This is a genomic window from Paenibacillus solanacearum, from assembly GCF_910593845.1.
Taxonomy (GTDB): Bacteria; Bacillota; Bacilli; order Paenibacillales; family NBRC-103111; genus Paenibacillus_G; species Paenibacillus_G solanacearum.
In genome coordinates this window covers 34,700-57,379 of record NZ_CAJVAS010000022.1, presented here as the reverse complement: position 1 = coordinate 57,379, position 22,680 = coordinate 34,700, and the positions used below count along the sequence as shown (strand labels likewise).

The window sequence follows — 22,680 nt, the reverse complement described above, 5'->3', positions numbered from 1 at the left end:
GCTGACCGCGAAGCGGCTGTTAGACCGACCGCTGCGCTGTGCCGCGCCGCAACGCTAACAGATGCTGAGTTGATCGGCTTTTTTTGATCGTGTGAGGCTTGTCACAGCGCAAAGATTGTGAAAAGTGTAACATAGTCTTATCAAAGCAGTGGGGGTGCAGTCCTATGTTGATAAAAGAAACGGATATAGCAGGGAAAGCCGCGGGGTCGCCGGCTTGGCGCGGTTTTCAAGCGGGCGCTTGGCAAAAGCGGATCGATGTGAACGACTTCATTCACCGGAACATTACGCCTTATGAAGGGAACGAAGATTTCCTTGCCGGTCCAACGGAGGAGACGACGGCGCTGTGGCTGCAAATTCGCGAGCTGCTGCGTCAGGAAAGAATGAACGGCGGCGTCCTTGATATCGATGTTCATACGGTTTCCGGCATTACTTCGCACGCGCCGGGGTACATCGATCAGTCGAAGGAACAAATTGTCGGCCTGCAGACGGATGCGCCGCTGAAACGGTCCATCCAGCCTTATGGCGGGATTCGCATGGTTGCCGATGCTTGCGAGGCTTACGGGTACAAGCTGCCCGCCGAGATCGAGCGGCTGTTCACCGACATCCGAAAAACCCATAACCAAGGCGTATTCGACGCCTATACGACGGAGATGCGTACCGCGAGGAAAGCGGGAATCATCACGGGCCTGCCGGATGCTTACGGCCGGGGCCGGATTATTGGAGATTATCGGCGTGTCGCTCTCTATGGCGTGAATCGTCTGGTTGCGGACAAGAAGCAGGATCTGCTCCAGCTTGAAGTCGATGCGCTGACCGAAGATGTCATTCGCGCCCGCGAGGAGCTGTCGGAGCAGATCCGCAGCCTGCATGAACTGAAGTCGATGGCGTTGACATACGGCTGCGATATTTCCGAACCCGCCCGCAATGCGAAAGAAGCGGTGCAATGGCTCTATTTCGCCTATCTTGCCGCGATCAAGGAACAGAACGGCGCCGCGATGAGCTTGGGCCGCGTCTCCAGCTTCCTGGATATTTATATCGAGCGGGACTTGACGGAGGGCGCGCTGTCCGAGGTGGGCGCGCAGGAGCTGATCGACCATTTCGTCATGAAGCTGCGGATCGTCAAATTTCTGCGCACGCCGGATTACAACGAGCTGTTCAGCGGAGATCCGACCTGGGTGACCGAGGCGGTGGGCGGAATGGGCTTGAACGGACAGACGTGGGTGACGCGCAACTCGCTGCGGTTTCTGCATACGCTGTACAACCTCGGACCTGCGCCGGAACCTAACCTGACGGTGCTTTGGTCCACCGCACTGCCCGACAATTTCAAGAAATACTGCGCCAAGGTGTCGATCGAGACCAGCTCGATTCAATATGAGAACGACGATTTGATGCGCCCTTATTTCGGTGACGATTACGGGATTGCCTGCTGCGTCTCCGCAATGCGAATCGGGAAGCAAATGCAGTTTTTCGGCGCCCGCGCCAACCTGGCGAAAGCGCTGCTGTACGCGATTAACGGCGGCGTGGACGAGAAGCTCGGCATTCAAGTGGGACCGCCTATCGCTCCGATCACGTCGGACGTATTGGATTATGAAGAAGTGAAAGCCAAGTTTGACGTGATGCAGGACTGGCTCGCCAAGCTGTATATGAATACGCTCAATGTAATTCACTACATGCATGATAAATATTGCTATGAACGCATCGAGATGGCGCTGCATGACCGGGAAATCGTACGCACGATGGCCTGCGGCATCGCAGGATTGTCCGTCGCCGCGGACAGCTTGAGCGCGATCCGGTATGCGAAGGTGCGGCCTATCCGCAACGAGAAGGGCATTGCCGTCGATTTTGAAATCGAAGGCGATTATCCGCAATACGGCAATAACGACGAGCGGGTCGACAGCATAGCCGTCCAGCTGACGGAGGCGTTCATGAATCGGCTTCGCAAGCATCACGCTTACCGCGGCGCCATTCCGACGATGTCGGTGCTGACCATTACTTCGAATGTCGTGTACGGCAAAAAGACAGGCAGCACGCCGGACGGACGTCTGGCAGGGGAGCCGTTCGCGCCGGGTGCGAATCCGATGCATGGCCGCGACCGGAAAGGGGCGCTCGCTTCGCTGGCATCCGTAGCGAAAATCCCGTACGCGAACTGCCTGGACGGCATATCGAATACGTTCTCGATCGTACCGAAGGCGCTGGGCAAGGAGCCGGAAGCCCGCATCGGGAACTTGACGGCGCTGCTCGACGGCTATGCCGCAACAGGCGGACATCATTTGAACGTGAACGTGTTCGATCGCGAGCAGCTGCTGGATGCGATGGAGCACCCGGAAAATTATCCTCAGCTGACCATCCGCGTCTCGGGATATGCCGTAAATTTCATTAAGCTGACCAGGGAACAGCAGTTGGATGTCATCAACCGTACGTTCCACGGTACCATCTAATTCGTGTTTGATTGGTGAAAGGAGCGTGGCCCGCATGAAAGGCCGATATCATTCTATTGAAACTTTCGGAACCGTGGACGGGCCCGGCATTCGCTTCGTCCTGTTCATGCAGGGCTGCGCACTGCAATGCCAGTATTGTCATAACCCGGATACATGGGATACCGGCGGAGGCGTACTTGCGACCGTAGAGGAAATACTGGCGGAAATCGAGCCGTACCTGGAATATTACCGCAGATCCGGCGGCGGCATTACCGTGACCGGCGGCGAACCGACGCTTCAATCTTCCTTCGTCGCCCGATTATTCGCAGAGTGCAAGAGACGGTACGGACTGCACACGGCACTCGATTCCTCCGGCTTTTGCGAGCCGGGACATGCCGCTGCCGAATTGATGGAAGTCACCGATCTTGTACTGCTCGACTTGAAGCAGATGAACCCGGACAAGCATAAGCGATTGACCAGTCAGCCCAACGAACGGATTATTCGCTTCGCCGAATGGCTTTCCGGCATGGGGAAGCCGGTCTGGATTCGCCACGTGCTTATCCCCGGCGTGACGGACGGGTATGAAGACTTGTACGCGTTAGGCGCTTTTATCGGCAAGCTGCAGCATGTTGAAAAGTTCGAACTGCTTCCGTATCATCGCATGGGCGTATACAAATGGCAGCAGTTGAACAAAGTGTATCCGCTGGAAGGCGTACAGACTCCGTCGGACCAGGATGTGGCGCGAGCCCAGGAAATCATTGCGGCCGGACGCAATGGCTGCGTTGTCGATAAGGGACAAGAATCATAAATTTGAAAGCATAAAACCTACTATCCCGTCATCGGCTAGTAGGTTTTTGTATGAATTCATTGGGCCCGGCAGCGGATGATTTTCTTCGAAAGCACGCACGGCCATCGGTCGTTGCATAACCAGCTGTTCCGTTAATAGGTTGCGTCTTGCGCTATAACGTTAGGATATCCCGTGCTCCTATCGTTATTCGTATTGGAGCAGTCCTTTCTTTAGCGCATATTTAACGAGCTCCGGTCTTGTCTTCAGACCGAGCTTCTCCGTAACGTTGCTTTTATGCGTTTCTACTGTTTTTACGCTGATCACCAGCTGCTCGGCGATCTCTTTGTTGCTGTAGCCTTTGGCGATCAGCGCTACGATTTCTTTTTCCCGGTCCGATAAGGTTTCGTAGGACCCGCCGTTGTCGCCGCGTTTCAGCTGGTCCAAATATTGTCCCATCAGCCGTTTGGTCGCCGTCGGATACAAGTAGGCATTGCCGGCCGCGACCGATACAATAATCCCGGCAGTGAAAATCATTGCCAGAATTCAGTGAAGTCGTAAAATATCGGATAAATAAGGCAGCTGTTCTTGCAGGCGGATCAAATCTTGATTCGTGTATGCCTCCGGCGTACGTCGCGCGATGAGCAGCAGGCCGGCGATTTCATGGCCATCAATCAGGGGGATCGCCGCGGCAGCTTGCAGCTTCTCGGCCGTCAGGAGTGGGCATTCGCCTGCCGCCTTGCCGTTCAGACCCGTTTGCTCGTCCCACAACGCGGGTTTACCAGTTCGAAGAGCCATGCCGTCCGGCCCGGCGCCAGGCTTCACACCCATTCTTTTGTAGCGTTCGTTCCGGTTGCCGTAGGCATACAGCCAGCGTAATCGCTGCTCGTCCGGTACCGCTAGCGATAACGCGGCGAAGTGGCTTGAAGTCGTTTGACAGAAGCGCTCCAGTTCGTTCGTTAGTTGTTGCGTGATCAAAGGCATCTCGCAGGTCACCTCCGTTTCACTGCGATGCAGTTCCTCTTCTTCTTTCTTATTGTAAGGCTTCTTAGCGCGTTTGTAAGTCGGGGAATTCCCTTAAAAGTGCATCAGGAAAACTGCCTTGCATCGGAACGATGTACCCGATCGAATCGACGAAAAATCAGGGGAAACTTGTGACGAACGTCACAGCAAGATAGGGGCTTTTTCCTCGAAAGATCAGTGGAACTCCCGATAAAAAAAACATTCCATTCCGTTTATGATAAAAGCAATGAGAATTTGAAAGGGGTCGTGTTCGATGACTGCCATCCAGCAAAGAGGAATTCATCAGGTGCTGTCGGCTGAAAGCCTGGATAAATTGAAAAGCATTATGTATACAAAAAAAGTAGAGAAGGGGTCCTATCTTTTTTGGGAAGGGGACACGGCCGATAAATTATATTTTGTGATTAGCGGCCGCGTGCGGACGACGAAAACATCCGACACCGGTAGAAGCTTTACGATGTATCTTCATGAGGAAGGCGACATGTTCGGGCAGATGGACCCGTTTCAGGACTCGGTCCACAGCTTCAGCGCGGAAGTGACGGAGCGCGGCGACATTGGGGTGATCCAGCGCAAGGATTTGGAGGTACTGTTGTGGCAGCACGGCGATTTGGCGATCGAGTTTATGAAGTGGATGGGTTTGATGCATCGTTTGACGCAGACCAAGTTCCGGGACTTGCTCATGTTCGGCAAACCGGGCGCGATCTGTTCCCTTCTGATCCGGCTTAGCAACACGTATGGCGTAGAAACCGACCATGGCATCTACATTGATTTGAAAATAAACAACAGTGAAATGGCGGATATGATCGGGGCTACAAGGGAAAGCGTTAACCGGATGCTGAGCGACTTGAGGAAGGAAGAAGTGATACAGTACCAAGACGGCCGCTTCGTTATAAACAAGCTCGATTATCTTCGCACTGTATGCCAGTGCGAGCATTGCCCGAAAGAAATTTGCAGAATGTAGCCGGTTGGCATGATACGACAGACGCCCTGAACTGATGAGGCCGCAATCAGCTCAGGGTGTTTGTTCATTCCGGTTAAGCATAGCTGAACGCCTCTACGGACCGAGCGCCTCCTTGGCTTCATCCGACATCTTGTCCGGCGACCACGCCGGCTCCCATACGACATCAATGGCCACCTCGCTCTTATCCGTATGTTCCGTCAGCACCCATCGAACCGCGCCGATAATCGTATCGTGCATCGGGCATCCCGGTGTCGTCAAGGTCATCTTCACATAGATGCGCTCCGGTTCTTCGCGAATATCGTAAATGAGGCCGAGATCGACGATGTTGACCCCGAGCTCCGGATCGTACACTTCCTTCAGCAATTCACGCAAGCGTTCTGTTTGTTCCATGATATATACACTCCATTCTGCCATTTGAATGTTAACGGGCGAAGACGTAACCGATTAAACCAATATAAGCGAGGGAGCTAACCGAGAATGCCACGCCGCCTATAGCGATGAGCGACTGCGAATCCAAGAGCAGCCCTGCCGTCAGCAATAATCCGGCGCAGAAGACAGCCGCGAGCCCGACGTTTACTTTCGTATCATCCAACAGATCGGACATAACCGGCGTACCGGGTTTCCCTGCGGTTTTGCCGTATCGATGCGTCCACCATAAAAAGGGGACGATCTTCGACGCATAACCGAGAATCGTAAACGAGACCCATCCGCCCAAATAGATCCACCCGGACAGCAGCACGAACTTGGCGTCAAGCAGATGCTGCGGAAACCACAGCGAATAGAGCAGCATCAGGCAGGCCGCCGCGGCAAAGACTTGATTGCCGAGCATGGACCAGCGAATACCTGATCCGGGATTGCGTTTGTGACGGCTTCGCCGAATTTGCAGAAGATGGATGTTGTAGATCACGATCGCGAGCACAAGGAGAAGAAGCGCCAGAAGCTTCGTCCATACGCCTAAGTCCCCTAGAAACGAAGCGGCCCCGCCTAACACCGCAGCATTCCATAACAGCAGGACTGCGTTCTGCAGCCGGGTGGGGTACTGGTGCGACAAATAAAACATCGGCAGCATTTTGTAGCTGAACCCGGTAATCAGCAGCCCGAACCATCCCAGTGTGCCAAGCCAAATATGGGCCCCGAACAAGCGCTCGTGCAGCTCCGGCCAATCGCCCCAGACGAAATGAACCCCCATGGACAATCCCGACAGCCCGGTAAGCACCAAATACCCCATAGCGCATGCGACGCTGATGGTGACCGCATTCCATTGCGAAGCGCGCCATAGCGTGGCCCCAACGTTCCAGGCAAACAAAACTATGCCCATCAGAGCAGCCGTTGCGAAGGCTGCGATCATATACACGTTGCCTTGCAGGAAGCCGTACAGCAGACCGGCAAGACCGGCGGTGAAGCATACATAGTGAACGAAGCCGAGCCGCTCGCTGTAAAGGTTCGATTGCAGAATGACGTTGATGAGCTGATAGACGGCGCCCATCGCAAGCATGGTAGCCCAACCGAGAACAAATAAATGAATATGGAACCATCCGGTCGGGCCGCGCAAGCCTTCGCCGATCCAGGCGGAGAGCGACATCAGGGACGCCCCGTGAAACAGCGCAAAGCCGGCGATTCCCGTTACGATGAATAGAAAGGGGAGACGGGACACGGCTCTCGCCTCCTTATCGTTTTTGAATTTTTACTTTGGCGGTTCCGTCGGGCTGCTCTTCTGTCGAATAAAGGCAGCCGAGACGGTTCAGCTCCTCGATGAGAAATACAGGAACCCGGTCGTTATGAATCACGATCTCATCGCCGGGAAGGCTGCGCTCCAAGGCGGCCAGCGTACGCATCATCGGCTGCGGGGGCTCCAAGCCGCGGTTATCCAGCACGATGGTGCGAGAATCGTTTCCTGCGGCCGGCATGCGGCCGGGGAGCGTCTCCGGATCGGCCGATTGTTCCGCCGCCAAGCCTTCCTCGTCAAGCCAGTGCTTGTTTTGCTTGTTCACGAAGGTGGAGATCCAATGCTCCTTGTCCTGTTGCTCGGCTTTACCCGCGAGCCCTTTCATTTTCAGGACGCCGAACAAGGGTGTCGGCTTGAAGGTCGCGTGAAGGACGAAGATATCGTTTTTTTCCAAACGGTTGACCACATCCATAATGAGTTGGAACGGTTCCAGCTTTTTACGCAAATACGGCCTGACATCGAGTTCGACGATCTTTGCGGCTTTTCGATCCATACCCAGTCACCTCCAAGCGGGTCGAAGTTTACATTCGGCTTGATGTAGCCCGTTGTTTGGCCTGATCGTACAAGCCGGCCATTCCGCCGTACAGCGAATAGAAGAAAGCGTCCGGAGCATCAAGGGAGAAGGACAAATATTCCTTCGGGTCCATGCGCAGCATGTTTTCGAACAGCCGCGCGCTGTCGTAGGCGTAGAAGCAAAAGAAGGTGTATTGAAATTCCGGCATTTTCTCGTAGATGGTTACAATCTCGGAGGCGTAGCCGTCGATGTCCCGGCTTGCTTCGCGAACCATCGCAACGGCATCCTCCAATGTTACTTTGATCCGGATTGTCTTTTCGTCAATAATGTCGATCGTTGCCACCGATGACTCAACTCCCCGTTATAATTTCCCGATTTTGACCTGGAACCGCGTCGGTCCTTGCTCCATGTAATCCCATGTGAATCGTCCTGCGTGCATCGCCTCGAATTGGAATCGGAGCGGTACCGGGTCGTGGTCGTTGACGAGCAGCATCGCTTCGGCCGGCTTCAGGTTTGCGAACGTTTCGAAAATGATCTTGTGCTTCAGATGCGGCGGATACTCCGTGGCAATGACGGTTGCGGCATATTGATTCATCTTTCATTCCTCCCGGGTAATAGGCTGGCTTACGATTTCATTATAGAAAGGAAAGTCTGACGACTTTGTGAGCCTTATCACAGAATGGGTCATTTTTGGGGGAGGCAGACGTTCGGCGCGATATCGAGCGGCAAAGGTGATGCGCATCACAGTGAGCAGGAGGCGACGGGATTATACTGAAGTGGCAAAATCAATTGCGGAAGGAAGGGATTCATATGCAACAGCGTTTTGGAGGAAGCGAGAAGATCGGCGATATTGTTTCCGAGTTCCCGGGAGCCAGTCATTTGTTCAAGGAAGTTCACATCGATTTCTGCTGCGGAGGCGACCGCACGCTAGCGGAAGCCGTTCGTCATAAACATCTGAACGAGGAAGAGATGGTACGCCGTTTGAATGAAAGCTACGCGGCGGCAATGAACAGAAACGTGCAGGAAGGAGCCGATTGGCGCGCCGCGCCGACCCCGGAATTAATCGACCATATTGTCAACGTGCATCACGCCTACCTGCGGAAGGAGCTGCCCTTGCTGAGCGAATTCGTTACCAAAATATTGCGGGTGCACGGCAGCGCTCATCCCGAGATTCCGGTTCTGTACAAACAATTCCATCAAATGAAAATGGAGCTGGACCAGCATTTGATCGCCGAAGAGGAGGTGCTCTTCCCGCTTCTTGTGCAGTATGCGGAGCGGCCGACGCCGGAGCTGTACGAACGAGCGATGAAGGGATTGCACGATCTGGAGTCCGACCACAGCCTCGTGGGCGACTGCCTGAAGGAAATGCGCGCGGTCACGGACGATTATGCGCTGCCGCCGGACGCTTGCAAAACGTATACGCTCACGTACCAAAAGCTGGCTGAGCTGGAGTCGGATCTGTTCCAGCATATTCATTTGGAGAACAATATTTTGTTTCCACGCATCAAGCCATCTCACGAATAGAGGAGGAAGAACGATGGAACATACACATCATGGCTGCGGAGCGATGGGCGAAACGGGCATGCGGGACATCCCGCTTTGCGCGCCGCTGCAGCAATTGAAGCAGGAGCATATTCCGCTGAGGAAAGCGATGGACCGCTTCCACGCGGCCGCGGCGGAGATTGTGGCGGCTGCGGATAAGGACTATCGCGATGCATTTGCGGCGCTTCGCGATCAGGTCGCCGCGTTTGCGATCGAGCTGGAGGCGCATGCCTGGAAGGAGGATGACGGCTTGTTCCCGATGATGGCCCGTTATATCGGCAGAGCGTTCGGTCCGATCGCCGTCATGGAACATGAACATCGCCAAGCGGAGCAGTTGTTGGGTACATTTCTGGATTCGGCCGGAGCGGCAGGCGACCGGATCGATCAGGAGACAGCCCAAGAGCTTGCCGGATATGCCGTGCAGGCGTACCTCGTCTTGACCCAGCATTTCGACAAGGAAGAAAACGTCCTGTTCCCCATGGCGGAGAGAATGCTCTCCCCCGAAGAAAAAGACCAGCTGCACGGCATGATGCAGGAATTGTTGAATTAAACGTGGACGGCCCCGGGCGGACGATCCGTTCGGGGCGTTATCTTTGTCGTTAGCTATCTCTGTTGTTTCAGCGCTTCCAGATCGTTGATGACGATCCGGTTCCGGTCCACCTCGAGCAGCGCTTCTTTGCTGAACTGGTTCAGCAGGCGGTTAATCGTCTCCCTGGTCGTGCCGACGGAATTGGCGAACTCTTGGTGTGTGACCGGCAAATTGATCGTAATCTTGTTCGTCTTCGAATCCCCATGCTGTTCGGCGAGCAGCAGCAGAAACGACAGCACCCTGTGTTTGACGTCCTGCCCCGACAGCACTTGAAGCTTTTCCTGCAGCTCACGGATTTTATCCCCCATGACACGCATCATCTTAATGGCGATCGAAGGCGTATTCGTCACTAAACGTTCGAATTGCCGGACCGGAATCGCCAGCAGATGCGTTTCGACGATCGCTTCCGCCGTAGCCGGGTACGGATTGGGGTTGAACAGTCCGGTATGCGGGAACATGTCGCCCGGTTTCAAGAACGAGACGATTTGCTCATGGCCGTTTTCGTCGGTTTTAAATGTTTTCACCAGACCCGTCTCAATGAAGAACACGGCTTCTTTCTCGCTTCCTTCCGCAAAGATCGTCGACCGCTTGGAAACGGTGCGGGAGATCGTAATTTCTTCCACCCGCTCCAGCTCCTGATGGTTCAGATCATGAAACAGGGGCACTTGTTGAAGAAATGCGAATGTATTAGGTTTGCTTATCATTCCATATTCCACCTTTCCTGCACACGCGTAGGTCATAAATAAAGGATCGTATCCTAACCATCGTAACAAAAAATGCGAAATAAACCGGTGACATGAATCACAGTTCGCTCCATTCGGGAGAACGATTTTTGCATGAACGCAGTGGTCCGCTTGGATGATTTTATTCCCCAATAGCCAAACTGTAATGCAGGGAGGTGTTCAATTCGATATGGATTGCGATAAAGACGAAAGCCGCTGCGGGATCGACCGGGACCACTTGAGAGGGGTCCTGGAGCAAACGCTGGAGCAGGAGACGGAGCTTCTTCGGGTGTATACCATCACGTCGGAGCGGATCCACGATAATGATTCGCTCAAGGACCGGCTGCAAAACTTTGCCGAAGGCAATGCCAAGCGGACGCGTCAGCTAATCGATGAATTGGCGGAGTTACAGTAGCTGCTCCGCGGCAGGCGGGTGCCCGTATAGAATTTCATACCGAATGCGAGAAGCAGCCTGACTGCGTTGCGAGGCTCGGAAAGCCGGTGAACCCGGCTCCCGGGCCTTTTTGCCGTACGCTCTTGGGTGCAAACCCCTACCGGGGCATCAGGGAATTCCCCATCGTCAACTAAGCATTTTATCGAATTCGGCTTGTTTAACCCCGATCCGGTTCAGGGTTTATTCCCTCGAAAAAATCGGTGGATCTCCCGATAAACATGAACGCGCGAATCGTTTAGTATTAGATCAAGCGAAACGGAGCGGCTCCATCCGGGCGGCCGAATGGTTCCCGCATTCCCGGTCCGGTGTAAAGAAAGAATCGCGCCATGTGACGCGCATCACTGCAATGAATAAGGTTCGTATGGTCTAATGACTCACATAAGAAATAAACGATGAAGGAGAATGGCTATGGATCGCGCATTTGCCTCTAAATTTGCCCAAATGGTATTTTATACCGTTACCGGGCTTCTGATCCTGATGTATCTCGGGTCCCGCATGTTCACCCATATTGATCTGGCATTATACGGTTATATGGTTGGCACTGTCGTGTTTATCGGCGGTTTTTATTACCGGTTTATCGCTTGGGCCGAACGCCCGCCCACGAAGCTGATTATGAAAAAAGGGCTGAATCTGCTGTTCCGCAAATCAACGCCGAAAACATCCGTGGAGCATATGGTGACGTACCGCTTTATTTGGAAACGCGGATGGTACCGCTGGACGCAGCATATTTTGCTCGGATGGGGCTGTATTTTATCGGCCTTTGTCACGTTCCCGCTCGTCTTCGGATGGATGTATTTTACGATGGAAGACAACGGCTTTTACACGGTAGTCGGCTTCGGGATCGATCTTATGCGGGTGAGAGCGGACGGTTTGATCGCATTCCTGTTCTATAACGCGCTTAACATTACGGCTTTTATGGTCATTGGCGGCGTCTGCATGGCGTTGTACCGGCGTCTCAAAAATATGCAGGCGCGTGCGGAGCAGTCGTTCGCTTACGACTTCCTGCCGCTGTACTTGCTGCTGTTGATCAGCGTCACCGGTTTGATGTTGACCTTCAGCAATATATTTCTGCACGGCTTCGGTCATCCGGTCATCACGGTCATTCACCAATGGTCGGTGATCGTTACGCTGATCTACCTGCCGTTCGGTAAGCTGGCTCATATCCCGTTCCGGCCGATGAGCGTGCTGGCGCGCAACTATCGCGAGCATTACGGCGAACAGCAGATGAAAGCATGCAAAGTATGCGGGAGCGCATTTGTTTCCGTCGAGCAATCCCAGGACGTTATCGCGGTGCTGAAACAAAACGACATCGAGTTCAACATGAATGAAGGCTTCCACTTGGCCGAGCTGTGCCTGCCTTGCCGGCGCAAATACCGTATGTCCCGTTTTGCGGGCGTACCGACGCATGAAATTCGAATCAAGGAGGCGAACCAGAATGCCAGAGGATAAGTTCTTCAAGGTCGTTGCGAATAAACATCATCCGAACGAATCGCTTGTTCCGACGCATTGCTCCTATTGCGGCATGCAGTGCGGAATGAATTTGAGAGTAGATAAGTCAACCAATCATATTATCGGCGTCGAGCCTCGCTACGACTGGCCGGTTACACTCGGCAAAATGTGTCCGAAGGGCGTAACGGCTTACCAGCAGACGAATCACGACGACCGGCTTCTTCGCCCGCTCATTCGCGATAATCCAGCGCTCAAGGGCACGAAAGACGGCTTCCGCGAGGCGAGCTGGGAGGAGGCGTACGACTTGATCGTACGGAACTTCCAGAAGCTGCAGACGGATTATGGCAAGGACAGCCTGTCCGTGTTCAGCGGCGTTTCGATGACGAACGAAAAGTGCTATTTGACCGGAAAATTCGCCCGCGTTGCGCTGCAAACCCGATACATCGACTATAACGGCCGCTTCTGTATGTCGAGCGCCGCAGCCGGCTTCCTTCGCTCCTTCGGCGTCGATCGCGGCTCGACCTTGCCGTGGACGGATGTGCATGAAACGGACTGCTTGTTTATTGCAGGCAGCAATACTGCGGAATGTCATCCGACCTCGATGTTTCGCGTATGGGAAGTGCAAAATCGCGGCGGCTACTTGATCGTTGTTGATCCGCGGGAAACGCCGCTGGCTAGGCGCGCCGACGTTCACCTGGACTTGCGTCCCGGTACCGATCTGGCGTTGGCCAACTGTATGGTGAATCTGCTCGTGCAGAATGGTTACGCGGATGAAGCGTTTGTGCGTGAGCATACAGGCGGTTATGACGAGATGGTCGAGGTTGTGAAAGCATTCACGCCGGAATATACGAGTGAAATTACAGGCGTCTCGCCGGAGAAGCTGATCCGGGCGGCGGAAATATACGGCAAAGCGCCGAATGCGATCGTCATGTTCGCCCGCGGCATCGAGCAGCAGCATAAAGGCGCGGACAACGTATCGGCCTATACGAATTTGTGTCTTGTCACAGGCAAGATCGGACGTCCGAAATCCGGCGTCGCGACATTTACAGGCCAAGGCAACGGACAGGGCGGCCGCGAGCACGGGCAGAAGTCGGATTTGCTGCCGGGCTACCGCAAGATTACGAATCCGAAGCATGTTGAAGAGGTATGTAAAGTATGGGGAATCACCCCGGAAGAAATGCCGCAGCCCGGCGTATCGGCTTATGAGATGTTCGAGCTGATGGCGAACAAGACGATTCGCGGATTATATCTGCTCTGTTCGAATCCGGCGGTCTCCGCGCCGAACCAAAACTTTGTGCGCGATGCGCTGAAAAGTCTGGACTTTATGGTTTGCTCCGACATCTTCCTGTCCGAATCGGCCGAATTTGCCGATGTGGTGCTCCCATCCGTGACCTGGTCAGAGGATGAAGGAACGGTAACGAATTTGGAAGGCCGCATTATTAAAATCAATAAAGCGCAGGAGCCGATTGGCGAATCGAAGCCGGACTGGCTCATCGCAGTGGAGCTGGCCGAGCGCTTGGGGCGCGGAGCGTACTTCCGCCATCTGAAGACGGCCAAAGACGTCGCCGACGAATTCAGACTGGCGACCAAGGGCGGTTATGCCGACTACTACGGCGCCACCTGGGAGAAGATCGATAAGCAGAACGGCGTCTTCTGGCCGTGCAAGGACGAGGCCGATCCGGGAACCCCTTATATGTTCCTCGACAAACAGTTTTATCATGCCGACAAGAAAGCCAAATTATGCGCGCTGCCTTACCGGCCGCCGGCAGAGGAGCCGTGCGCGGAATACCCGCTCCGGTTGACGACGGGACGCGTGGTGTATCATTACTTATCCGGCAATCAGACCCGTAGAATTCCGTTCCTCCGGGATATGTGCCCTGAGCCGTTCTTGGAAGTGCATCCGAAGACGGCCAAGCAATACGGCATCGAACATGACGAGGTCGTCAGGCTGTATTCGCGGCGCGGAGAAGCGTTCTACAAAGTGAAGGTGATCGAAGCGATCCGCGAAGACACGGTGTTCGTACCGTATCATTTCGGCCACGATCAATCGATCAACCTGCTGACCATTCCCGCACTGGACCCGATGTCGCGGATGCCGGAATTTAAAGTGTGCGCCGCGCAAATCGAGAAAATTGCGAATGCGCGCAGCGCCCCATTCTAAATACATGCAGGAGGGACCAATGAAACAATATTTATACATCGAAATGGACAACTGCATTGGTTGCCGCAGCTGCCTGGCCGCTTGCACGCAATGCGGCGGCCACGATCAACGGAACCGGAACTACGTATACGATGTGAATCCGCTCGTCAGCCGTCAAACGATCCCGCTGATGTGTCTGCACTGCGTCAACCCCGCTTGCGCGCGCAGCTGCCCGGCGCAGGCGATCCAGATTACGCCGGAAGGCGCCGTGCTCTCGGCATTGGTGGAGAAATGCATCGGCTGCCAGAACTGTACAATCGCCTGTCCTTACGGCATACCGAAATTCGACGAGGAACAAAATTTAATGTATAAATGCGATTTGTGCTACGACCGCACCAAAGAAGGCATTCCGCCGATGTGCGCATCGGTATGCCCGACGAACACGCTGCAATGGGTAACCGAGGATGAATTGAAGGCGAAGAAGGAGCAGCATCGGCTGGGGAAATGGATGTCCAGCCGCGAACCGTTCGATCCGCTTGAAGGCGAGACGAATGTAAAAATCAGTTTGCCGGGTATTCTACAAGGGAAGCAAAAATTGTTTTAAGCCACTAAACGAACAGGGGTGACTCCCGATGGATGAACAACAAAAGAAAAACAATAACCGGGTTCCTTTTGACGAAGACAACTATACGCATAATATACACAAACAAAATGAGCGCAGTCTTGACCGCCGCAGCTTTATGAAGCTCATGGTAGGCGCCGCCGGCGTATTCGCCGTCTCGACCTTGCCCTGGGGAACGATCGCGGCCCGAGAACTGACCGGACTCCGCAGCAAACAATACGAGGCTGCGAAAGTTGCCGACATAAGCGCGGTGAAAGTGGGCGATGCGATCGAGTTCGCCTATCCGGGCGAGCATGATTCGGCCTTGCTGATCCGGCTTGGGGAGAACGAGTATAAAGCGTATCAGAACGCTTGTACCCACTTGAAATGTCCCGTGTACTGGAGCAAAGAACAGGGCGAGATGCTGTGTCCTTGTCATCATGGCGTCTTTGATGTCAAGACAGGTGCCCCGACAGCCGGCCCGCCGAGACGGCCGCTGCCCGAGATTGTGCTGAAGCAGGAACAGGGCGCGATATTTGCAACGGGAGTGAAGCGCTATGACACGTAGTTCGCGCGGCATCATACTGCTCTGTGTCGTTCTGTTCCTCAATATCGTTTGTACGCAGCAGACGGTGAATGCGTTCTTCTATGACAAGTACGGGAATGTGATCCTGTTTGCCGCGCTGAACCTGCTGCTGTTTCCTATTGCCCTATGGATTTATCGCCGGGAGCGTGATGTGAAATGAATGTGAAAAAAATGCAGCTTCCTCTTCAAACCGTAAGCCTTGTACTGGGCTTTATGGTATGGGTGATTTTGTCTTCGCTTATGCCGTTCATTAAAGAAGATATTCAGCTAACGCCATCGCAGCTCGCATGGGTTACCGCGATACCGGTATTGTTCGGGTCGGTAATGCGTGTTCCCATAGGCTATTGGACGAACCGCTACGGCGCCCGCAAGCTGTTCATGATCAGCTTCGTGCTGCTGCTGGCGCCCGTCTTCTGGATCAGCCGGGCGGACTCGTTCGCGGATCTGATCATCGGCGGCTTCTTCCTCGGGATCGGCGGCGCCATCTTCTCGGTCGGCGTCACTTCGCTGCCCAAGTATTATCCGAAGGAGCGTCACGGCTTCGTCAACGGGATCTACGGGATCGGGAACTTGGGTACGGCCATCTCCGCCTTTGGAGCGCCTGTAGCGGCCAGCTACCTTGGATGGTCCCGAACCGTGATGCTGTACAGCGTGATTTTGATAGTGCTGGCGGGATTGAACTTCATGCTGGGCGACCGTAAAGAAGTTTCGGTCAGAACGCCGCTTCTGGAACAGATCAAAATCGTCTCGCGCAGTGAGAAGCTGTGGTTCCTTTGCCTGTTTTATTTCCTGACGTTCGGCTCGTTTGTCGCATTTACCGTCTATTTGCCGAACTTTCTGGTCAGCCATTTTCATCTGGACAAGGTCGATGCGGGGATGCGTACCGCCGGATTTATCGTGCTCGCTACGGCGATGAGACCGGTAGGGGGATGGCTCGGCGACCGCTTTAATCCGTTCAAGATTTTGATGTTCGTATTCGCCGGACTGACGGTAGCGGCCATATTACTCTCGTTCGCTCCATCAATGCAGTTGTATACGATCGGTTGTTTGACCGTCGCCTTCTGCGCTGGGACAGGCAACGGAACGATATTCAAGCTGGTTCCGCTGTACTTCTCCAAGCAAGCCGGGATTGCCAACGGCATGATTTCGGCGATGGGCGGATTAGGCGGTTTTTTCCCGCCGCTGATTTTGACGCTGCTCTTCAATTTGACCGGGCATTATGCGATCGGGTTTATGGCGCTGTCGCAAATTGCGCTCGCCTGCTTGATTCTCGTCGTCTGGATGCTTTATCAGGACCGGTTGGCGCTGGCGACAAACATTGTCGAGAATACCGTTGAGGGCATCATGATTACGGATGTGAAAGGGATCATTCAGTCCGTGAACGCTTCTTTCACCCGTTTGACCGGCTATACTTCGGAAGAAGCGGTCGGCAAAACGGCGAATCTATTGAAATCAGGCAAGCAAAATAAATCGTTTTACGATCAAATGTGGGAAAACCTGCGTAGCCGCGGATTTTGGCAGGGCTATATCTGGAACCGCAAAAAAAACGGGGAAATTTATTTGGAATGGCTCACAATCAGCGCGGTGAAAAACGATGCCGGCGATGTCGTGTATTATTCCGGGATGTTCAGCGACATGACGCATCAGCAGCAGCACAAGGGGGACGGGACGAATGGCTAGCGAATATTTCGTCGATCTGTGCTTCATCAAGCCGCATACGGATGCCGGGGCGCCGTTTCCCGAACTGGAAGCCCAGCTGGGCGCGCTATTCTCCTCGCAAGCTGCTATTACGGTAGAGCGGAAACAAGACGATGGACTGGAGATCGCCGTTGCCCAGGTGAGCGGGTTGTCTGCGTGGACGACAGAGCAGGATGTGATCTCCCATCTGGAGAAGCATATGCCGCTGGACAGCCTTGACTGGCTGAACGGCTACCGCATTCAGGTCATCCTGAAGGAAGACGCCGGCCCGTGCCGGTTGAAGAGAAGAGGGGAGAAGCATGAGCTGGGAATCGCGGCTGCAAATGTATAACGGCAAGACGGTAGAAATTGTTATCGAAGACCGAGCCGGGAGCGATCCCCAAGCTCCCCCGACGACCCGTTCGCTGCATCATGTCCGGATGAACGAAGAAAAGACGCATGTGCAATTTTACTTTAACGACATTCAATTTTTTGCGATTCCCGTGTTTGACGACGAAAGAACGCGGCTGGAGTCATCGGGCGGCGAGACAGTCTTCGTGTCCCAAGATGACATGGCCAAGCTGAACTACAGGCTGCGCTTTCTTTGAAACGGAATCACGCCTACCCCCGATAACCCTGACGGCTGAGCCAAGATGCCGTTGGGGTTGTTTTTTTCCGAACCCAACGGCATGGGCTAAGTACCTGACCGTTTCCCGGTGTGCCGCCATCCATTTGAAATTCCGGTGAACAACGAGCGAAAGAATATGGTCCATGTGAGCCCCCTCACAGTAGGCCGGCTCATTCCGAGGTAGGATAAGCTTAGCTGGTATAACGGAAGGGATGGAGCCTATGCTGCCGTTGAAGAAGGAAAGAGATTATAACGAGAATCCATTCATTGTGATCTGGGAAGTCACCCGGGCTTGCGCCTTGAAATGTCTGCACTGCCGGGCGGAGGCTCAGTATAAGGCGGACCCCCGGCAGTTGACGTTCGAGGAAGGGAAGCGACTCATCGATGAGATTGCCGAGATGGAGCATCCGCTCTTCGTATTTACAGGCGGAGACCCGCTGCTGCGGCCGAATTTGTTCGAGCTTGCCAAGTATGCTGTCGAGGAGAAGAAGCTGTCCGTCGCCATGACGCCCAGCGCTACGCCGAAGGTAACCCGGGAGGCGATTCGAAAGGCGAAGGAGGTTGGACTGTCACGCTGGGCGTTCAGTCTGGACGGGTCTTGCGCGGAGATTCACGATCACTTTCGGGGAACGAAGGGATCGTACGATCTCACGATGAGAGGAATCGAATATTTGAAGGAGCTGCAAATCCCCATCCAGGTGAATACGACCGTATCGAACTACAATCTTCACGACCTCCAGGCGATTGCGGATAAGGTCAAGGAGATGGGAGCGGTGCTCTGGAGCGTGTTTTTCCTTGTACCGACGGGGAGGGCTAACGAGAAGGACATGATTACCCCGCAGCAGCATGAAGACGTCATGAAATGGCTGTGCCTTGTGCAGCAAACGATGCCATACGGCGTGAAAGCGACGGAGGCGCCGCACTACCGGAGAGTATTCTTGCAGGAGAAACGGCGCTTGGGAGGGGATCAGGCCATTGCGGAGGGGAAAAGAGCCGATTTGCTCGGCCGCGCGCACAAGGGCGTTAATGACGGCGACGGCTTCGTGTTCATTAGCCATATCGGCGAGGTGTATCCGAGCGGCTTCCTACCCGTCGCCTGCGGCAATGTCAGGCAGCAGCCGCTTGCGGATATTTACCGCAACGCGCCGGTCATGAGACAGCTGCGCGACAAGTCGCTGCTGCAAGGAAAATGCGGGATTTGCGAATTCAAGGAGCTGTGCGGCGGATCGAGAGCCAGAGCCTATGCGATGACCGGCGATTATTTGGCAAGCGATCCTTGCTGCGCCTATATACCGACAGGCGGGGCGCCTTATCCGTCTCTACCGTCGCAAGCGTGACCGCGCTTCGATGGCGGTGAACGGCAGGTGAGACGATGCCATTACAGGAGGATGACAGGTCATGCACAATAGCTGGGTCCGACTCACCATGTTTTATTTTGCCGTTACCGCTGTCACCGGCGTTGTGATGAGAAGCGCGGCGTATGTGCCGCTTCCGGAGGGGATCGTTTACGGCCATCTGGTGCACGCCCACTCCCATTTGGCTTTTCTGGGGTGGGTGTATATGGCTTTGTTTGTATTGTTCATGGTTCATTTTCTGCACGATACGGCAAGAAACAGCGTACAGCTGAAAGTTCTTTTTGCTTTGACCCAACTGGCGATTGCAGGCATGTTCGTTTCCTTCTCGCTGCAAGGGTATGCGATCTTTTCGATCGGATTCTCGACGCTTCACATTGTGCTCTCGTATGGGTTTGCTATATTCGTCTGGAAGTCACTGCGGAGGCAAGCCGGCGGGAACGCGCGCAGTCCACTTTCTTACATGTTCGTAAAAGGAAGTCTCGTTTGTTTGGCCGTATCCTCCATCGGACCGTGGATGCTCGCCGTGCTGAGCGCGAATCATCTGAGCGGAACGGACGGGGCGGACGCCGCTATTTACTTTTATCTGCATTTTCAATACAACGGATGGTTTACGCTCGGGCTGCTTGCCGTATTATTGCGGATTCTGGAAACCCGTAACGTCCGCTACCCGGAAAGAGTGGTGAAGCTGTTCTACCGAATGTACGTTTGGTCTTTGCCGCCATCCTTTCTCGTATCGGTGTTATGGATCAAGACCGACCCTGTATGGTACGCAGCGGCCGGAATCGGCGCCGTGCTTCAATGGGCTGCGATCGTCCTGCTGCTGGCAATCCTCAATCGGCTTCGTGCCTCCTTTGCCAGCCTGTTCAGAGGATGGGGCAGCATCAACTTTCACCTCGCTTTCGCCGCGCTGTTGCTGAAGGCTTCGATGGAGGTCGGAGCGGTCGTACCGGGATTAACCGCATGGATCTTTGAATCACGCAGCATCGTCATCGGGTATTTGCATCTGGTTCTGCTGGGGTTTGTCAGCATGTTATGCTTATCCTTCTTTCTTCAGCTCGGGTGGCTGGACGACAGAGGAAAAGTACAGCGTGCAGGCTATGCGCTTTTCTTGGGCGGCTTCATGCTCAACGAGCTGCTGCTCTTTATGCAAGGCTTGTTCGAGTGGATGCATACGAGCGGGCTTGCGTCCCAGGGGATAGGGCTATGCGCAGCAAGCATCGGCATGGCTGCAGGGGTAATCATGATTTCAGTGAAAGGGACCGCCGGCGCCGGCGCAAGCCATGAGAATTGCAGCCGAACAAAGACGTTATGAATTGTCATCGGTGTTGATTTTGCCGCAGAGGGGATGAGTGTACGTATGGAATGCAAACGGAAGAACGTCGTTATTGTAGGCGGCGGGATTACCGGGCTGAGCGCTGCCTTCTATTTGAGCAAGCGGATGGAAGAACTGCAAGTTCCGATGGACATCACGCTGGTTGAAAAAAATGACCGATTCGGCGGGAAAATACAAACCCTTCGCCGCGACGGCTTTATTATCGAGCAAGGTCCCGATTCGTTTCTGGCGCGAAAACTGCCGATCATCGCGCTAACGAAGGAGCTGGGACTTGAGGATGAACTGACGGCCACGAATCCGCAAGCGAAAGCGAATTTCATTTTGCACAAAAACAAGCTTCACCCCATGCCGCTCGGACTCGTGCTCGGGATCCCGACGCAAGTATCCCCGTTTATCCGAACGGGATTAATTTCCCCGGCCGGGAAAATTCGCGCTGCCTTGGATCTGGTTTTGCCGAAGCGGCAGCATACGAGCGATGAATCGTTGGGCGATTTTATCAGGAGGCGGCTGGGCAGAGAAGTTCTGGATCATATCACCGAGCCTTTGCTGGCCGGCATTTATGCCGGGGATACGCAGTATCTTAGTCTGCAGGCGACATTCCCGCAATTCAAACAATTGGAGGAGGAGCACCGCAGCATCATCCTTGGCATGCTCGCCGGGAAAAAGAAGCCGCAGTCAGGCAGCGGGCTGCCGGATATCGCGCGCAAGAGCCTGTTTCTCACTTACAAGCAGGGGCTTGCTACGCTGGTGGACCGTCTGGCGGCGGCCCTTCAGTCCAGATCCATCCGGACGATGACCGGACAAGGGGTCATGCGGTTCGTAAGGGAGGAAGGGCGCTACAAGTTAACGCTGGACCAAGGGACCGAGCTGGAAGCGGATGCGGTCATTATGGCACTGCCGGCTTTCGAGGCGGCCAGGCTGCTGCCCGAGCTTCCGGATGCAAGGTGGCTGGAGCACATTTCTTATGCGTCCGTTGCCAATGTCGCGCTGGCTTACCGTCAACACGATATCCCTTTCCCATTGAACGGTTCCGGGTTTGTCGTTCCGCGCAAAGAAGGGAGGTTCATTACGGCTTGCACCTGGTCTTCATCCAAATGGCCTCATACGGCTCCGTCAGGACGCCTGCTGCTGCGAACCTATGTGGGCCGTTCCGGTGCTCAGGAATGGACGCGACTATCCGATGAGGAGCTGATCCACGGCGTCGTTTCGGATTTGCGGGCGCTGATGGGAATTACGGCAGAGCCGGAGTTTGCAGAGATTACCCGCTGCCATCAGTCGATGCCGCAGTATCCGGTCGGCCACGTAGAACGATGGGGTCGGCTGCAGGCGCAGCTGAGAAGCCATACACCCGGTTTGTACTTGTGCGGCGCAGGCTATGAAGGCGTCGGGATCCCCGACTGCATACAGCAAGGCAAGCGAGCGGCCGAGCAGCTTCTTGGGTTCGTTCAGGCAGGGCAATCACAGCATCTCCACGGATCATGATCATGATCGCGCATCGGTTTAATTTGGCGCCGCCGGGCACATCGCTCTTGAAGCTTTTTGTATGCCCTACAATGTGAAATATATCACAAGTGCAGAGCGATTTTTGCAGATTCGGCCATCGTTTCGTCGATTATTTCGTGATGACCGTCACGAATAGCGGCGATGCGCTGCTGTAAGATAACTACCAACGACAAAGAAAGGAGGGCAGTACTCCGAACAGATAGATCGAAATTCGGGGGAACAACACCATGTACAAAAATATGCTCGTATTCGTTATTTGCTTTATTCTGGCATTCGGCGGGGGGTACGCGGCATTTTCTTCGAAAGCAGCGAAATCCGGCGACCCCGGCAGCAGCTCCGCGCCGGCGGCCAAGTCGGCCAAGCCGGACGACGCCAAGACCGCGGAGAAGAGCGGTGAAGCGACGACGGTGGCTGCGAAGGACAGCGAAGTGCTCATGAAGCTCAACTGCGTCTCTTGTCACTCCGTATCGGCGCTTGGGGTGAAGGGCGGCCAAGTGGGACCGGACTTGTCGAAAGCCTATGTCAACGTGGAAAGCAAGCATGGCGTGAAAGTGGAGGATTTCCTGCAGAAACCAACCTCCGCCGTCATGTCGGGCGTGATCGGCAGCAAGCCGCTGACGGACGATGAGCTGAAATCGGTCGTCGCCGTATTAAAGAAAGCATCCGAACAATCTCAGTAAGG

Annotated in this window: 25 protein-coding genes and 1 pseudogene; 18 read left to right on the top strand and 8 right to left on the bottom strand. The window is 54.5% G+C overall.

Going from position 1 to position 22,680, the window contains the following annotated elements; translation table 11 throughout:
- Positions 1 to 164: 164 nt before the first annotated feature.
- Together pflB and pflA are read left to right on the top strand one after the other, a co-directional pair.
- Positions 165 to 2,435, top strand: a complete 2,271-nt coding sequence (gene pflB / locus KXG62_RS21110; RefSeq protein ID WP_218093996.1) for a formate C-acetyltransferase — start codon at positions 165 to 167, stop codon at positions 2,433 to 2,435.
- A 34-nt stretch (positions 2,436 to 2,469) separates the two neighbouring features.
- Entirely contained in the window at positions 2,470 to 3,222 is a 753-nt protein-coding gene (gene pflA, locus KXG62_RS21105; RefSeq protein ID WP_218093995.1) for a pyruvate formate-lyase-activating protein, read from the top strand.
- 183 nt (positions 3,223 to 3,405) lie between these two features.
- Here the strand turns inward: pflA and KXG62_RS34705 are convergent.
- Together KXG62_RS34705 and KXG62_RS34700 are read right to left on the bottom strand one after the other, a co-directional pair.
- Positions 3,406 to 3,714, bottom strand: a pseudogene (locus KXG62_RS34705) (response regulator transcription factor); the annotation flags it as partial.
- A gap of 30 nt (positions 3,715 to 3,744) precedes the next feature.
- Positions 3,745 to 4,182 carry a GAF domain-containing protein gene (locus KXG62_RS34700; RefSeq protein ID WP_218093993.1) on the bottom strand — a complete coding sequence of 146 codons (438 nt, stop codon included), beginning with the start codon at positions 4,180 to 4,182 and terminating at the stop codon, positions 3,745 to 3,747.
- 292 nt (positions 4,183 to 4,474) lie between these two features.
- Here KXG62_RS34700 and KXG62_RS21090 point away from each other — a divergent pair, with 292 nt between their 5' ends.
- A complete protein-coding gene (locus KXG62_RS21090; RefSeq protein WP_218093992.1) occupies positions 4,475 to 5,179 on the top strand; it encodes a Crp/Fnr family transcriptional regulator in 705 nt (234 codons plus the stop codon).
- A 93-nt stretch (positions 5,180 to 5,272) separates the two neighbouring features.
- Here the strand turns inward: KXG62_RS21090 and KXG62_RS21085 are convergent, their stop codons facing one another.
- The 5 genes from KXG62_RS21085 to KXG62_RS21065 are packed head-to-tail and all read right to left on the bottom strand — an operon-like array spanning position 5,273 to position 8,014.
- Positions 5,273 to 5,569 carry a metal-sulfur cluster assembly factor gene (locus KXG62_RS21085; protein WP_218093991.1) on the bottom strand — a complete coding sequence of 99 codons (297 nt, stop codon included), beginning with the start codon at positions 5,567 to 5,569 and terminating at the stop codon, positions 5,273 to 5,275.
- 31 nt (positions 5,570 to 5,600) lie between these two features.
- The gene (locus KXG62_RS21080; protein ID WP_218093990.1) at positions 5,601 to 6,833 is read right to left on the bottom strand and encodes a heme-copper oxidase family protein; all 1,233 of its coding nucleotides are present in this window, start codon (positions 6,831 to 6,833) and stop codon (positions 5,601 to 5,603) included.
- Positions 6,834 to 6,846: 13 nt separating this feature from the next.
- A complete protein-coding gene (locus tag KXG62_RS21075) occupies positions 6,847 to 7,398 on the bottom strand; it encodes a DUF2249 domain-containing protein (RefSeq protein ID WP_218093989.1) in 552 nt (183 codons plus the stop codon).
- A gap of 28 nt (positions 7,399 to 7,426) precedes the next feature.
- Positions 7,427 to 7,762 (bottom strand): hypothetical protein, encoded by a 336-nt coding sequence (locus KXG62_RS21070; protein WP_218093988.1) that lies wholly within the window; start codon positions 7,760 to 7,762, stop codon positions 7,427 to 7,429.
- 18 nt (positions 7,763 to 7,780) lie between these two features.
- Positions 7,781 to 8,014, bottom strand: a complete 234-nt coding sequence (locus KXG62_RS21065; RefSeq protein WP_218093987.1) for a DUF2249 domain-containing protein — start codon at positions 8,012 to 8,014, stop codon at positions 7,781 to 7,783.
- Between the two features lie 215 nt (positions 8,015 to 8,229).
- On the opposite strand from KXG62_RS21065, the gene ric reads away from it, so the two are divergent.
- A complete protein-coding gene (ric, locus tag KXG62_RS21060) occupies positions 8,230 to 8,943 on the top strand; it encodes an iron-sulfur cluster repair di-iron protein (RefSeq protein WP_218093986.1) in 714 nt (237 codons plus the stop codon).
- A gap of 13 nt (positions 8,944 to 8,956) precedes the next feature.
- Complete coding sequence (locus KXG62_RS21055) at positions 8,957 to 9,511, top strand: hemerythrin domain-containing protein (protein ID WP_246627558.1); 555 nt, start codon at positions 8,957 to 8,959, stop codon at positions 9,509 to 9,511.
- A 53-nt stretch (positions 9,512 to 9,564) separates the two neighbouring features.
- Here KXG62_RS21055 and KXG62_RS21050 read toward each other — a convergent pair whose 3' ends face one another.
- A complete protein-coding gene (locus KXG62_RS21050; protein WP_218093985.1) occupies positions 9,565 to 10,254 on the bottom strand; it encodes a Crp/Fnr family transcriptional regulator in 690 nt (229 codons plus the stop codon).
- Between the two features lie 208 nt (positions 10,255 to 10,462).
- On the opposite strand from KXG62_RS21050, the gene KXG62_RS21045 reads away from it, so the two are divergent.
- The 13 genes from KXG62_RS21045 (at position 10,463) to KXG62_RS20985 (ending at position 22,678) form a co-directional block, all read left to right on the top strand.
- Positions 10,463 to 10,687, top strand: a complete 225-nt coding sequence (locus tag KXG62_RS21045; RefSeq protein WP_218093984.1) for a hypothetical protein — start codon at positions 10,463 to 10,465, stop codon at positions 10,685 to 10,687.
- 447 nt (positions 10,688 to 11,134) lie between these two features.
- On the top strand, positions 11,135 to 12,175 hold the full coding sequence (locus KXG62_RS21040) for a hypothetical protein (protein ID WP_218093983.1): 1,041 nt from the start codon (positions 11,135 to 11,137) through the stop codon (positions 12,173 to 12,175).
- Positions 12,162 to 14,336 carry a molybdopterin oxidoreductase family protein gene (locus KXG62_RS21035; RefSeq protein WP_218093982.1) on the top strand — a complete coding sequence of 725 codons (2,175 nt, stop codon included), beginning with the start codon at positions 12,162 to 12,164 and terminating at the stop codon, positions 14,334 to 14,336. The genes KXG62_RS21040 and KXG62_RS21035 overlap by 14 nt, the downstream gene beginning before the upstream one ends.
- A gap of 19 nt (positions 14,337 to 14,355) precedes the next feature.
- Positions 14,356 to 14,919, top strand: coding sequence for a 4Fe-4S dicluster domain-containing protein (locus KXG62_RS21030; RefSeq protein WP_218093981.1), 564 nt, complete (start codon positions 14,356 to 14,358; stop codon positions 14,917 to 14,919).
- Between the two features lie 28 nt (positions 14,920 to 14,947).
- Positions 14,948 to 15,484 carry a Rieske (2Fe-2S) protein gene (locus KXG62_RS21025; protein ID WP_218093980.1) on the top strand — a complete coding sequence of 179 codons (537 nt, stop codon included), beginning with the start codon at positions 14,948 to 14,950 and terminating at the stop codon, positions 15,482 to 15,484.
- Positions 15,474 to 15,662: a hypothetical protein gene (locus KXG62_RS21020; protein WP_218093979.1), complete on the top strand. Its 189-nt coding sequence runs from the start codon at positions 15,474 to 15,476 to the stop codon at positions 15,660 to 15,662. Before KXG62_RS21025 ends, KXG62_RS21020 begins: the two co-directional genes overlap by 11 nt.
- Positions 15,659 to 17,182, top strand: coding sequence for a nitrate/nitrite transporter (locus KXG62_RS21015; protein ID WP_218093978.1), 1,524 nt, complete (start codon positions 15,659 to 15,661; stop codon positions 17,180 to 17,182). Before KXG62_RS21020 ends, KXG62_RS21015 begins: the two co-directional genes overlap by 4 nt.
- Positions 17,175 to 17,531: a hypothetical protein gene (locus tag KXG62_RS21010; RefSeq protein ID WP_218093977.1), complete on the top strand. Its 357-nt coding sequence runs from the start codon at positions 17,175 to 17,177 to the stop codon at positions 17,529 to 17,531. Before KXG62_RS21015 ends, KXG62_RS21010 begins: the two co-directional genes overlap by 8 nt.
- Positions 17,500 to 17,787, top strand: a complete 288-nt coding sequence (locus tag KXG62_RS21005; RefSeq protein WP_218093976.1) for a hypothetical protein — start codon at positions 17,500 to 17,502, stop codon at positions 17,785 to 17,787. The genes KXG62_RS21010 and KXG62_RS21005 overlap by 32 nt, the downstream gene beginning before the upstream one ends.
- Positions 17,788 to 18,028: 241 nt before the next feature.
- Positions 18,029 to 19,144 carry a TIGR04053 family radical SAM/SPASM domain-containing protein gene (locus KXG62_RS21000; RefSeq protein ID WP_218093975.1) on the top strand — a complete coding sequence of 372 codons (1,116 nt, stop codon included), beginning with the start codon at positions 18,029 to 18,031 and terminating at the stop codon, positions 19,142 to 19,144.
- 61 nt (positions 19,145 to 19,205) lie between these two features.
- Positions 19,206 to 20,474 (top strand): hypothetical protein, encoded by a 1,269-nt coding sequence (locus tag KXG62_RS20995; RefSeq protein WP_218093974.1) that lies wholly within the window; start codon positions 19,206 to 19,208, stop codon positions 20,472 to 20,474.
- A gap of 45 nt (positions 20,475 to 20,519) precedes the next feature.
- A complete protein-coding gene (gene hemY, locus KXG62_RS20990) occupies positions 20,520 to 21,977 on the top strand; it encodes a protoporphyrinogen oxidase (protein ID WP_218093973.1) in 1,458 nt (485 codons plus the stop codon).
- Positions 21,978 to 22,225: 248 nt separating this feature from the next.
- Positions 22,226 to 22,678: a c-type cytochrome gene (locus KXG62_RS20985; RefSeq protein ID WP_218093972.1), complete on the top strand. Its 453-nt coding sequence runs from the start codon at positions 22,226 to 22,228 to the stop codon at positions 22,676 to 22,678.
- Positions 22,679 to 22,680 lie beyond the last annotated feature (2 nt).

Coding starts and splice junctions, on each gene's coding strand:
- KXG62_RS21025 (WP_218093980.1), top strand. CDS start 14,948: ATGGATGAACAACAAAAGAAAAACAATAACCGGGTTCCTTTTGACGAA.
- KXG62_RS21015 (WP_218093978.1), top strand. CDS start 15,659: ATGAATGTGAAAAAAATGCAGCTTCCTCTTCAAACCGTAAGCCTTGTA.
- hemY (WP_218093973.1), top strand. CDS start 20,520: ATGGAATGCAAACGGAAGAACGTCGTTATTGTAGGCGGCGGGATTACC.
- pflA (WP_218093995.1), top strand. CDS start 2,470: ATGAAAGGCCGATATCATTCTATTGAAACTTTCGGAACCGTGGACGGG.
- KXG62_RS34700 (WP_218093993.1), bottom strand. CDS start 4,182: ATGCCTTTGATCACGCAACAACTAACGAACGAACTGGAGCGCTTCTGT.
- KXG62_RS21090 (WP_218093992.1), top strand. CDS start 4,475: ATGACTGCCATCCAGCAAAGAGGAATTCATCAGGTGCTGTCGGCTGAA.
- ric (WP_218093986.1), top strand. CDS start 8,230: ATGCAACAGCGTTTTGGAGGAAGCGAGAAGATCGGCGATATTGTTTCC.
- KXG62_RS21075 (WP_218093989.1), bottom strand. CDS start 7,398: ATGGATCGAAAAGCCGCAAAGATCGTCGAACTCGATGTCAGGCCGTAT.
- pflB (WP_218093996.1), top strand. CDS start 165: ATGTTGATAAAAGAAACGGATATAGCAGGGAAAGCCGCGGGGTCGCCG.
- KXG62_RS20995 (WP_218093974.1), top strand. CDS start 19,206: ATGCACAATAGCTGGGTCCGACTCACCATGTTTTATTTTGCCGTTACC.
- KXG62_RS21045 (WP_218093984.1), top strand. CDS start 10,463: ATGGATTGCGATAAAGACGAAAGCCGCTGCGGGATCGACCGGGACCAC.
- KXG62_RS21050 (WP_218093985.1), bottom strand. CDS start 10,254: ATGATAAGCAAACCTAATACATTCGCATTTCTTCAACAAGTGCCCCTG.
- KXG62_RS20985 (WP_218093972.1), top strand. CDS start 22,226: ATGTACAAAAATATGCTCGTATTCGTTATTTGCTTTATTCTGGCATTC.
- KXG62_RS21055 (WP_246627558.1), top strand. CDS start 8,957: ATGGAACATACACATCATGGCTGCGGAGCGATGGGCGAAACGGGCATG.
- KXG62_RS21000 (WP_218093975.1), top strand. CDS start 18,029: ATGCTGCCGTTGAAGAAGGAAAGAGATTATAACGAGAATCCATTCATT.
- KXG62_RS21065 (WP_218093987.1), bottom strand. CDS start 8,014: ATGAATCAATATGCCGCAACCGTCATTGCCACGGAGTATCCGCCGCAT.
- KXG62_RS21005 (WP_218093976.1), top strand. CDS start 17,500: ATGAGCTGGGAATCGCGGCTGCAAATGTATAACGGCAAGACGGTAGAA.
- KXG62_RS21020 (WP_218093979.1), top strand. CDS start 15,474: ATGACACGTAGTTCGCGCGGCATCATACTGCTCTGTGTCGTTCTGTTC.
- KXG62_RS21030 (WP_218093981.1), top strand. CDS start 14,356: ATGAAACAATATTTATACATCGAAATGGACAACTGCATTGGTTGCCGC.
- KXG62_RS21035 (WP_218093982.1), top strand. CDS start 12,162: ATGCCAGAGGATAAGTTCTTCAAGGTCGTTGCGAATAAACATCATCCG.
- KXG62_RS21040 (WP_218093983.1), top strand. CDS start 11,135: ATGGATCGCGCATTTGCCTCTAAATTTGCCCAAATGGTATTTTATACC.
- KXG62_RS21010 (WP_218093977.1), top strand. CDS start 17,175: ATGGCTAGCGAATATTTCGTCGATCTGTGCTTCATCAAGCCGCATACG.
- KXG62_RS21085 (WP_218093991.1), bottom strand. CDS start 5,569: ATGGAACAAACAGAACGCTTGCGTGAATTGCTGAAGGAAGTGTACGAT.